Genomic DNA, 10,283 nt, shown 5'->3' with positions numbered 1-10,283 from the left:
CTCAGCTTTTGTGTTGTTCTCAGCTTTTGTGTTGTTCTCAGCTTTTGTGTTGTTCTCAGCTTTTGTGTTGTTCTCAGCTTTTGTGTTGTTCTCAGTTTTTACGTTGTTCTCGGTTTTTGCGTTGTTCTCAGCTTTTGCACTGTCTTCAGTTTTTTGGCTATCTTCAGTTTTTGCACTGTCTTTTGATACGGCAGTATCTTGTTTAGTAGCCTCAGTTTTTGTAGGAGACGTTTGTTGTCCGCAAGCTGAAAGTAAGAAAAATGATGATGTGAGTATTACAAGGTTTCTGATTTGTGATGTAGCGTATCGCATGAAAACACCTCTTTCAAAATTTTGGAACTTAACATATTGTAATGCATTGGAAAAAATATTCCAGGTATGAAAGACGTATTTCGTTCGACAAAAAGCTAAGGATTCCATATTTATATCGTACAGACACAAATAACCTCACGCCCACATACACATAGTAAAGACCACTATTTTGGCGGAGGTGAAAGGTTTGAGTCTATTCGCCGCAATTGGATATATGGTTCGAGAAGTGTTTGTCTTTGTTTCTTATGTGAAGAATAATGCGTTTCCGCAGCCGTTATCATCAGACGATGAGAGAAAGTACTTAGAGTTAATGGAGCAAGGTGATGCTCAAGCGAGAAATCTGTTAATTGAACATAATTTACGGCTTGTAGCTCATATCGTTAAAAAATTTGAAAACACAGGGGAAGATGCAGAAGATTTAATTTCAATTGGTACAATTGGGCTCATTAAAGCGATCGAGAGCTATTCGGCAGGAAAAGGTACAAAACTTGCGACGTATGCAGCACGCTGTATTGAAAATGAAATTTTAATGCATTTACGTGTACTGAAAAAAACGAAAAAAGACGTTTCACTTCATGATCCAATCGGGCAAGATAAAGAGGGGAATGAAATATCGCTTATCGATATATTAAAATCAGAGTCTGAAGATGTAATTGATATGATTCAGCTTAGTATGGAGTTAGAAAAGATTAAAGAGTATATCGATATTTTAGACGAACGAGAGAAAGAAGTAATCGTGAAGCGTTTTGGACTGGGGCTTGATAAGGAGAAAACGCAACGAGAGATTGCGAAGGCACTTGGTATTTCCAGAAGCTACGTATCAAGAATTGAAAAGCGCGCTTTAATGAAAATGTTCCATGAATTTGTAAGAGCTGAGAAAGAGAAAAAAGCGAAAGAATAATGTACATTGCAAGCAGCCATATTTTAAAATGGGCTGCTTTTCTTTTTGTAAATAAGGAAAGAAAAAGAGTTGTGTTCAGAAGAAATCTATGTTCACTGTTGAAAATGACGGATTCTATCTGTAATATTAGAGGGTGCTAAACAATTTAAGAATAATACCATACTTAGTTTTCCGCATGTATAATGAAACAGTTCTATATGATATGTGGGAATAAGAACCAATTTTACATATGATATAGAAGGAAAAGAAGGGGAAGCTAAAGTTATAGACTGATTAGGAGGTTTCGCAATTTGCGACGTACATTATATCGACTTATGATCGAACTTACAAATGGTCGTTTTACTTCTTATATATTACGTAAATTTGCACAATCTCGTTTGAGCTCTATCATTATTCCATCGTATGCGAAAGTTTTTCAAATTAACCAAGATGAGATGGAAAAGGGTTTGAAGGAATATAGAACATTGCATGAATTATTTACGCGTAAGCTAAAAGAAGGAAAGCGTAGTGTTGATACAGATGCATCGAGTATCGTTAGTCCTGTTGATGGTGTTTTTGCTGATCACGGTCCTATTGAGGACACGAAAACATTTGATATTAAAGGTAAGCGTTATTCAATAGTGGATATGCTAGGTAATGAAGAACGTGCAAAGCGATATGCAGGTGGTACATACATGGTTATTTATTTAAGCCCAAGTCATTATCATCGTATTCATAGTCCGCTTTCTGGTTCTGTGACTGAAAGGTTTGTACTTGGTAGAAAGTCATATCCGGTAAATGCAGCTGGTATGGAATATGGGAAAGAGCCATTGTCAAAAAATTATCGCTCTGTTACAGAAGTAAATAGTGACGGTGAACATATGGCACTTGTAAAAGTAGGAGCTATGTTTGTTAATAGTATTGAGCTGTTGCATGAAAGAGACACTGTTCAAAAAGGTGAAGAAATGGCATACTTTACATTTGGCTCAACAGTTGTGTTATTGTTTGAAAAAGATATGATAGAAGTAGTGCAGGAATTGAAGAGTGGACAAGAGCTTCGTCTTGGTGAAAAAATTGCTACTCGTTCGGCTCATAAGTAAAGAAAACATTTTATAACTGTAAGCAAGAGTTATGGACAAAGATGCTTAATGATGAAATTCCCTAGATGGGAGTACTTGTTTATTCGAGAGCCATCGCAGGATGGCTCTTTTTACAAGTTAGCTCATTAAAATTTCACTTTATATGTAATCAAGACGATTTGACAAGCTTGTCCTCTAATGAGCGTCTAATCATTTCTTGTTTTATAAGTAAAATGAAGTCGGGATTTAATTTTAGTTCTTTTGCTTTATAATAAGACTCAGTGAGTAACTCAGTAGACAACTGTTCCATATATTTTGTTTTCAAGGTGAGTCACCTCCTAATAATTTAAGGATTGATTCGTTGTTGCATTTAATGTACCAAAAAAATATGACAGTCACAAACGAGTGGTTATCCACATACCTAGGTGGATAAAATGTGTATAGATTGTTAGTAAATTCCAAATTGGCTGAAAAATTAATGTGGAAAATGTGTACAATTTTATCCACAGGTCATATATCGAAATATGTTGTCGAAAAATTTTTATGAAAACTCCTCAAAGAGGTGAAAGAAATTGAAGCTATTTTTACCAAATGAATATGTGAAAAATGTATATCATGTTCAACCAGAAGATTTGAAAAAACGTGGAATTAAAGGTGTCATTACTGATTTAGATAACACGTTAATTGAATGGGATCGTCCAAATGCAACGCCACAACTTGAAGAATGGTTTTTGAAAATGAAAGAGCAAGGTATTCAAGTAACGGTCGTTTCAAATAATAATGAGCAACGTGTGAAAGACTTTGCTGATCCATTAGGTATTCCATTTATTCATAGTGCGCGTAAACCATTTGTTCGCGCGTTTAAGCGTGCGATACAAGAGATGCACCTGCAACCAGATGAAGTTGTAGTAATTGGAGATCAGTTACTAACGGATGTTTTAGGTGGAAACCGAGTGGGACTTCATACAATTTTAGTTGTACCGGTAGCACAAACGGACGGATTAGTAACGCGCTTTAATCGAAAAATTGAACGAAGAATTATGAGAAATATGAAGAAAAAAGGTTTAATTAACTGGGAGGAATAAAGTTTGACTGAAACAATTAAATGTATTGGTTGCGGTGTAGAAATTCAAACAGAAGATAAAAACGAAGTGGGATATGCTCCTACCTCATCTTTAGAGAAAGAACAAGTAATTTGTCAACGCTGTTTTCGCTTGAAACATTATAACGAAATTCAAGATGTATCATTAACAGATGATGACTTCCTACGTATTCTAAATGGAATTGGAAAATCGGATGCGTTAGTAGTTAAAATTGTAGATATTTTTGATTTTAATGGTAGCTGGTTACCTGGCCTACATCGTTTCGTGGGAAATAATAAAGTATTACTTGTTGGAAATAAAGCTGATTTAATTCCTAAGTCAGTAAAACATGATAAAGTAAAGCATTGGATGCGCTATAGTGCAAAGCAGCTAGGATTAAAGCCAGAAGATGTCTTTTTAATTAGTGCAGCAAAGGGACAAGGGATTGCTGAGTTGGCAGATGCTATTGAGTATTACCGCGGCGGAAAAGATGTTTACGTTGTTGGATGTACGAATGTAGGAAAGTCAACATTTATTAATCGTATGATTAAAGAATTTAGTGATGAGACTGAAAATGTAATTACAACATCTCATTTCCCAGGAACAACACTTGATTTAATTGATATTCCGTTAGACGAAGAATCTTCTTTATATGATACGCCAGGTATTATTAACCACCATCAAATGGCTCATTATGTTGGAAAAGAAAGCTTAAAGCTTATTACACCAACAAAAGAAATTAAGCCAATGGTGTTCCAATTAAATGAAGAACAAACACTATTCTTCAGTGGATTGGCACGTTTTGATTATGTAAGTGGTGGTCGTCGTGCATTTACTTGTCACTTCTCGAATCGTTTAACAATCCATCGTACAAAGCTTGAGAAAGCAGATGAATTGTATAAAAATCATGCTGGGGATTTACTAAGCCCGCCAACACCAGAAGAATTAGAAAATATGCCAGAGTTAGTGAAATACGAATTTAATATTCGTGAACCAAAAACGGATGTTGTATTCTCTGGATTAGGATGGGTTACGGTAAACGAACCGGGAGCAAAAATTGTTGCACACGTACCAAAAGGAGTAAGTGTTTCGCTACGTAAATCTTTAATTTAATATGGAGAGGGATTTATGAAACAATTATATGGTGTAATCGGAAATCCAATTGGACATTCATTATCGCCAGTTATGCATAACGATGCATTTGAACACTTGAATATGGATGCCCATTATCATGCATTTCTTGTTAAAGAGGAAGTGCTAGGGGAAGCAGTAAGAGGTTTAAAAGCATTAGGTATTTCAGGATTTAATGTAACAACGCCGCACAAAGTTGCTATTATGGATTATTTGGATGAGATTGACCCGCTAGCAAAACAAATTGGTGCAGTAAATACAGTGGTTCATAAGGATGGAAAACTGATTGGCTATAATACAGATGGAATTGGTTTTGTCCGAGCGCTGCAGTCAATTAGTAGTGAACCACTTCAGGAGAAACGTATTTTATTGCTTGGCGCAGGTGGTGCTAGTCGAGCTATTTATTTTTCTCTTGCTGATGTAGGTGTGAAAGAGATTGATGTAGCTAATCGTACAGCAGATAAGGCGAAAGAACTTATTGCTGCATGTACGGCTACTGTTAATTCTGTTGCTTTATCGCTAGAAAAAGCAACAGAAGAACAAGGAAATTATGATATTATCATTCAGACGACAACAATAGGTATGCATCCACGCGTCGAATATACGCCATTACAAATTTCTTCGTTAAAAAAAGGGACGATTGTATCAGATATAATTTATAATCCATTTGAAACGAAAATTTTATGTGAGGCAAAAGAGCAAGGTGCAATGATTCAAAATGGTATTGATATGTTTGTTTATCAAGGTGCACTTGCATTTGAAATGTGGACAGGGCGTGTACCGAATATCGATAGAATGAAACAATTAGTTATAAGAAAGCTTGGAGGCTAACATATATGTTAACAGGAAAACAAAAAAGATTTTTACGTGCACAAGCACATCATTTAACACCAATTTTTCAAGTAGGAAAAGGCGGAGTAAATGAAAATATGATTAAACAAATCGCAGATACTTTAGAAGTTCGTGAACTATTTAAAGTAAGTGTGCTACAAAACTGTGAATTCGATCGTCGTGAAGTTGCAGAAGAACTTGCAAAAGGCGCACGTGCTGAAATCGTTCAAGTAATTGGAAGTACAATCGTTTTATACAAAGAATCTAGAGAAAATAAACAAATTAAGCTTCCTCGATCAAAAGAATAGCATATGCTATTTTTTATCGTTAGTGCGTAATGATGTAGAGAGCGAAACCAATTGAACTTTTATTAACAGTGAACTCTCTTCGGATAGGAATGAAGAGAGTTACTGTAGGTAAAAGGAAGGGGCGTTTCTTTTGAGAAAAATTGGCATCATTGGCGGTACATTTGATCCGCCACATTATGGGCATTTGCTAATTGCAAATGAAGTATATCACGCTTTGAATTTAGAAGAAGTATGGTTCTTACCGAACCAAATTCCACCGCATAAACAAGGACGGAATATTACAAGTGTAGAAAATCGCTTACAAATGTTAGAGCTTGCGACTGAGGCGGAGGAACATTTTTCTATTTGTTTAGAAGAGCTAAGCAGAAAGGGCCCATCTTATACGTATGACACTATGTTACAATTGACGAAGAAGTATCCGGATGTGCAGTTTCACTTTATTATTGGTGGAGATATGGTTGAGTATTTACCGAAGTGGTATAACATTGAAGCGTTACTCGATCTTGTGACGTTTGTTGGGGTTGCAAGACCTGGTTATACATTGCGTACGCCTTATCCTATCACCACTGTGGAAATTCCGGAGTTTGCAGTTTCTTCATCTTTATTGCGTGAGAGATATAAAGAGAAGAGAACATGTAAATATTTACTTCCTGAAAAAGTACAGGTGTATATCGAGAGGAATGGGTTGTATGAATCGTGAGAAAGCACTTCATATTGTCAAACAACAAATGCATGAAAAACGTTATATACACACAATAGGTGTAATGGAGACAGCAATTGAACTTGCTAAGTTATACGGTGTGGATGAAAAAAAGGCTGAAGTTGCAGCTATATTCCATGATTATGCGAAGTGTAGAGCGATTTCTGAGATGGAAGAGATTATTAAAAGTGAAGATTTGCCGAAAGATTTACTTTGTTATAACAAAGAGTTATGGCATGCACCTGTTGGGGCATACTTAGTAGAAAAAGAAGTAGGCATTACGGATCCTGAAATCCTGCAAGCTATTACATATCATACAAGTGGTCATGAGAAAATGACGATGTTAGATAAAGTAATTTATGTAGCTGATTACATTGAGCCTGGGCGAAAGTTTCCAGGGGTGGAGGAAGCTCGTAAACTCGCATATACGGATATAAATCAAGCTTTATTATTTGCGTTAAAGCGAACAATTCAATTTTTAATGGAAAAAAATCAAACGATTTATCCATTAACATTCCAAACATACAACGCAGTTATCAAGGAGGAAATTAGTAAATGAAAGATAAAGATTTATTAGTATTAGCAGCAAAAGCGGCTGATGATAAGAGAGCAGAAGATATGGTTGTCCTAAATATGCAAGGTATTTCACCGATTGCAGATTATTTCATTATTTGTCACGGTAACTCAGATAAGCAAGTGCAAGCAATTGCGCGTGAAATTAAATCAAAAGCACATGAGTTTGAAATCGACGTACAACGTATGGAAGGTTTTGACGAAGCACGCTGGGTATTAGTTGACCTTGGAGATGTAGTTGCTCATGTATTCCATAAAGATGAGCGTAATCACTATAATTTAGAGCGTCTTTGGGGCGATGTGCCACGTGAGGATATTACAGACGAGCTAGACCAATGAAATACGAACAATTTGCATTGTTGTACGACGAACTAATGAATGATGTTCCTTATGATAAATGGGTGGAATTCACAGAGGAAAGTTTACAGCAAGCGGATATGAAAGAGGCGAAGATTCTTGATGTAGCATGCGGTACTGGTAATGTAACACTTCCGCTTGTACAAAAGGGTTACGATTTAATCGGTGTCGATCTTTCAGAAGAGATGTTAACGGTCGCTCAGCAAAAACTAGGCGGAGAAGGATACTTTATTCCTTTTTACCAACAAGACATGCGAGAGCTTGATGTTCCAGGTGAGTTTGACTGTGTAACGATCTTTTGTGATTCATTAAATTATGTATTGCAAGAAGATGGAGTGCAAGAAACATTTCGAAGAGTGTTTCACCATTTACGTCAAGATGGTTTGTTTTTATTTGATGTACATTCTTTATATAAAATACATCATGTATTTCAAAATGAAACATACACAGTGAATGGAGAAGAAATATCTCTTATTTGGAATTGCTTCCCTGGTGAAGAATCAAATAGTGTAGAACATGATTTAACATTCTTTGTTCAAGACCCAGAAGAAGATGTGTACCATCGTTTTGACGAATGTCACGTGCAACGTGCATATCAGGTTGAAGAGTTAACGAAATGGCTTGAAGAAGCTGGTTTTACAGTGCTTCGTGTGACTGGTGACTTTGAGCGACTTGAAGTTACAGAACAAACAGAGCGTATTTTCTTCATGGCGAAGAAAAACGCATAAAACAAAAGCAACCGAGAAGGTTGCTTTTGTTTTATAAAGAAGTTGTAATTTTAGTTCTAGCATAATAAGAAGATGATATACGTGAAGTGTGAAAATACTAGTTTAAGTGAAAATGTAATGTAAAAAAGTAAGTATTTATAAAAAGGATTTGGAATGACGATGACGTATTTATTATGTGTGTTTATTGAATTGCTGATCGACGCATTTTAAATCTTCATCAAATTTCTCGTGTGTCCGCTCAATTAATTTATGAAACATATCCCCAACATGTTCTTCTAAAACACGAATGCCTTCTCCTGTAACGCCGCCTTTAACACATACTTTTTCTTGTAAAGTAGGCAATGTGAAAATCTCTTTTTCAAGTAGTTTCCCCATTCCAACGACCATTTCACTTACTAAAGTAGTGGCTTCTTCATGTGTAATATTTGTTTTATCTACAGCAGCGTTAATGAAACATTGTAATAAATAACTAAAGAATGCAGGGCCGCAGCTTGCTATATCAGATGAAACGCGCGTTATATCTTCTTCTATCATAAGAGGAGTAGAAATGTTTTTGAATAGGCGAAATAGCTTTTGTTGCCACTCTTCAGAGCATTTACTTCCAAATGTAAATAGTGATGCGCCAGACAGGGCGCGGTTTGTAATGCTCGGAATGATACGTGCAATGTGGCAAGGTACAAGCGTCTCTAATTGTGACGGAGATATTGGACTTGTGATAGAAACTAAGCACTTTTCATCAGAAAAATGTTCAGCGTATTTTTGTAGGATCGGGTATATATCTATCGGCTTTACGCAAATAAAAATAAGATGTGATCGTTCGATTACCTCATCGATAGTTTTGGCTATATGAACAGAAGGGTGTTTTTCCTTTATATGATATGCTTTGGCGGGCGTTCGATTAATCATTGTAAGGCACGAAGGTTTGACAGCACGGGTTTCTAAAAATGCGTCGATTAGTATATTCCCCATGTTCCCTGTCCCTATAATTCCTATGTTCAATGTTTCATCCCTCCTTCGTAACAGCTTTCTCCTAAACAATATGAATGATGTTATAAATTTATGATTAGAGGTGTAAAATGATGTGGGATTTTCCAAAGAAATGGTTAGGATTAGTAGCTATTATTGGAACTGTACTTTTTCTTCTTTTTTGGAAAACGAACCAGCATACAGAGCGAACGGTCATTGCAACGGATGTTCAAGCGAAAGAGCTAGAGAAGAAAAGTAAACCGAAAATATCGGATACAAAGCAGCAGAAAAAAATAATTGTAATTGATATGAAAGGGGCTGTTGTTAAAGAGGGGGTGTATGAAATGAAAGAAGGGGACCGGGTCAAGGATGCTATTGAAAAGGCAGGTGGTTTTTTACCTGAGGCAGATAGGAAGAAGGTAAATTTAGCACAAATGGTACAAGACCAAATGATCCTTTATGTACCGAATGAAAACGAACAAGTGCAAGAGGTAGCTGCTATTGCAAAGGGGGAGGGGAAAGTTCAAATAAATGCAGCTTCTAAAGAACAACTTGAAAAAATTACAGGCATTGGTTCTCGGAAAGCAGAAAGTATTTTGAAATATCGAGAAGAACATGGTCCTTTTCAGAAAATAGAAGATTTGTTGGAGATTGATGGGATCGGTGTGAAGTCATTGGAAAGAATAAAAGATCAAATTATTATTCCGTAAAAGATTGACGAAGTTTTTCTTCATTCGCTACACTACAAGTAGACAAAAAAGTAGGTGAAAAATATGGAACGAATTTCATGGGATCAATATTTTATGACGCAAAGCCATCTGCTATCTTTACGTAGTACATGTACAAGGCTTGCAGTAGGAGCGACAATCGTTCGTGATAAACGAATTATTGCTGGTGGATATAATGGTTCAATTAAAGGTGGCGTACATTGTATAGATGATGGATGCTACGTTATTGATAATCATTGTGTTCGTACAATTCACGCAGAAATGAATGCTTTATTACAGTGTGCAAAATTCGGTGTGAAAACGGAGGAAGCGGAAATTTATGTTACGCATTTCCCTTGTTTACAATGCTGTAAGGCGATTATTCAAAGTGGTATTACAGCAGTTTATTATGCGCAGGATTATAAAAATCATCCATATGCCGTAGAGTTATTTGAAAAAGCGGATGTAACAGTGAAACACGTTCCGCTAGAATATAATATTGCAGCATTAGAGGATCAAAAGCGTCATATGGAGTTAAAAGAACTATTTGCATCTTTAGAAAAAGAAAACTTATCAATGGAAGAATTACAGCATGTATTCACGAAAGCAAAAATGATGCTATAAGGAGT

Annotated in this window: 14 protein-coding genes and 1 pseudogene; 12 read left to right on the top strand and 3 right to left on the bottom strand. The window is 36.1% G+C overall.

The window, feature by feature from the left end; all coding sequences use genetic code 11:
• A pseudogene (locus JDS82_RS03370) lies at positions 1-312 on the bottom strand (hypothetical protein); the annotation flags it as partial.
• 187 nt (positions 313-499) lie between these two features.
• Here JDS82_RS03370 and sigK point away from each other — a divergent pair.
• Together sigK and JDS82_RS03360 are read left to right on the top strand one after the other, a co-directional pair.
• The gene (gene sigK / locus JDS82_RS03365) at positions 500-1,213 is read left to right on the top strand and encodes an RNA polymerase sporulation sigma factor SigK (RefSeq protein WP_000051382.1); all 714 of its coding nucleotides are present in this window, start codon (positions 500-502) and stop codon (positions 1,211-1,213) included.
• Positions 1,214-1,503: 290 nt separating this feature from the next.
• A complete protein-coding gene (locus tag JDS82_RS03360) occupies positions 1,504-2,292 on the top strand; it encodes a phosphatidylserine decarboxylase (protein WP_001255007.1) in 789 nt (262 codons plus the stop codon).
• 148 nt (positions 2,293-2,440) lie between these two features.
• On the opposite strand, the gene sda is transcribed toward JDS82_RS03360, so the two are convergent.
• Positions 2,441-2,596 carry a sporulation histidine kinase inhibitor Sda gene (sda, locus tag JDS82_RS03355; RefSeq protein ID WP_000853283.1) on the bottom strand — a complete coding sequence of 52 codons (156 nt, stop codon included), beginning with the start codon at positions 2,594-2,596 and terminating at the stop codon, positions 2,441-2,443.
• A gap of 247 nt (positions 2,597-2,843) precedes the next feature.
• Between sda and JDS82_RS03350 the strand changes: the two genes are divergently transcribed.
• The 8 genes from JDS82_RS03350 (at position 2,844) to JDS82_RS03315 (ending at position 7,981) form a co-directional block, all read left to right on the top strand.
• On the top strand, positions 2,844-3,356 hold the full coding sequence (locus JDS82_RS03350) for a YqeG family HAD IIIA-type phosphatase (protein WP_000765308.1): 513 nt from the start codon (positions 2,844-2,846) through the stop codon (positions 3,354-3,356).
• Positions 3,357-3,359: 3 nt separating this feature from the next.
• A complete protein-coding gene (yqeH, locus tag JDS82_RS03345) occupies positions 3,360-4,466 on the top strand; it encodes a ribosome biogenesis GTPase YqeH (RefSeq protein WP_048541493.1) in 1,107 nt (368 codons plus the stop codon).
• Positions 4,467-4,481: 15 nt separating this feature from the next.
• Positions 4,482-5,315, top strand: coding sequence for a shikimate dehydrogenase (aroE, locus tag JDS82_RS03340; RefSeq protein ID WP_000812092.1), 834 nt, complete (start codon positions 4,482-4,484; stop codon positions 5,313-5,315).
• A 5-nt stretch (positions 5,316-5,320) separates the two neighbouring features.
• A complete protein-coding gene (gene yhbY / locus JDS82_RS03335) occupies positions 5,321-5,623 on the top strand; it encodes a ribosome assembly RNA-binding protein YhbY (RefSeq protein ID WP_000955225.1) in 303 nt (100 codons plus the stop codon).
• Positions 5,624-5,753: 130 nt separating this feature from the next.
• Positions 5,754-6,323 (top strand): nicotinate-nucleotide adenylyltransferase, encoded by a 570-nt coding sequence (nadD, locus tag JDS82_RS03330; RefSeq protein WP_001226041.1) that lies wholly within the window; start codon positions 5,754-5,756, stop codon positions 6,321-6,323.
• Positions 6,313-6,882, top strand: a complete 570-nt coding sequence (yqeK, locus tag JDS82_RS03325) for a bis(5'-nucleosyl)-tetraphosphatase (symmetrical) YqeK (RefSeq protein WP_001078363.1) — start codon at positions 6,313-6,315, stop codon at positions 6,880-6,882. The genes nadD and yqeK overlap by 11 nt, the downstream gene beginning before the upstream one ends.
• Positions 6,879-7,235 carry a ribosome silencing factor gene (gene rsfS / locus JDS82_RS03320; RefSeq protein ID WP_000653202.1) on the top strand — a complete coding sequence of 119 codons (357 nt, stop codon included), beginning with the start codon at positions 6,879-6,881 and terminating at the stop codon, positions 7,233-7,235. The genes yqeK and rsfS overlap by 4 nt, the downstream gene beginning before the upstream one ends.
• Positions 7,232-7,981 carry a class I SAM-dependent methyltransferase gene (locus JDS82_RS03315; RefSeq protein ID WP_000873068.1) on the top strand — a complete coding sequence of 250 codons (750 nt, stop codon included), beginning with the start codon at positions 7,232-7,234 and terminating at the stop codon, positions 7,979-7,981. The genes rsfS and JDS82_RS03315 overlap by 4 nt, the downstream gene beginning before the upstream one ends.
• 171 nt (positions 7,982-8,152) lie before the next feature.
• Here the strand turns inward: JDS82_RS03315 and comER are convergent, their stop codons facing one another.
• Positions 8,153-8,980, bottom strand: coding sequence for a late competence protein ComER (gene comER / locus JDS82_RS03310; RefSeq protein WP_001020561.1), 828 nt, complete (start codon positions 8,978-8,980; stop codon positions 8,153-8,155).
• A 77-nt stretch (positions 8,981-9,057) separates the two neighbouring features.
• Between comER and JDS82_RS03305 the strand changes: the two genes are divergently transcribed.
• Together JDS82_RS03305 and JDS82_RS03300 are read left to right on the top strand one after the other, a co-directional pair.
• Positions 9,058-9,657, top strand: coding sequence for a helix-hairpin-helix domain-containing protein (locus JDS82_RS03305; RefSeq protein WP_000989940.1), 600 nt, complete (start codon positions 9,058-9,060; stop codon positions 9,655-9,657).
• A 63-nt stretch (positions 9,658-9,720) separates the two neighbouring features.
• A complete protein-coding gene (locus JDS82_RS03300) occupies positions 9,721-10,278 on the top strand; it encodes a ComE operon protein 2 (RefSeq protein ID WP_000439780.1) in 558 nt (185 codons plus the stop codon).
• The last annotated feature ends 5 nt before the right edge of the window (positions 10,279-10,283 follow it).

Origin of the sequence: Bacillus cereus group sp. N14, from assembly GCF_016483555.1 — a bacterium.
Taxonomy (GTDB): domain Bacteria; phylum Bacillota; class Bacilli; order Bacillales; family Bacillaceae_G; genus Bacillus_A; species Bacillus_A wiedmannii.
Note: the sequence above shows the minus strand (reverse complement) of the source record. Positions and strands in the feature narration are given on the sequence as shown.

Excerpts from the sequence above, each read along its gene's own strand:
- aroE (WP_000812092.1), top strand. The coding sequence starts at position 4,482 with ATGAAACAATTATATGGTGTAATCGGAAATCCAATTGGACATTCATTA.
- yhbY (WP_000955225.1), top strand. The coding sequence starts at position 5,321 with ATGTTAACAGGAAAACAAAAAAGATTTTTACGTGCACAAGCACATCAT.
- yqeK (WP_001078363.1), top strand. The coding sequence starts at position 6,313 with ATGAATCGTGAGAAAGCACTTCATATTGTCAAACAACAAATGCATGAA.
- rsfS (WP_000653202.1), top strand. The coding sequence starts at position 6,879 with ATGAAAGATAAAGATTTATTAGTATTAGCAGCAAAAGCGGCTGATGAT.
- JDS82_RS03315 (WP_000873068.1), top strand. The coding sequence starts at position 7,232 with ATGAAATACGAACAATTTGCATTGTTGTACGACGAACTAATGAATGAT.
- JDS82_RS03305 (WP_000989940.1), top strand. The coding sequence starts at position 9,058 with ATGATGTGGGATTTTCCAAAGAAATGGTTAGGATTAGTAGCTATTATT.
- JDS82_RS03300 (WP_000439780.1), top strand. The coding sequence starts at position 9,721 with ATGGAACGAATTTCATGGGATCAATATTTTATGACGCAAAGCCATCTG.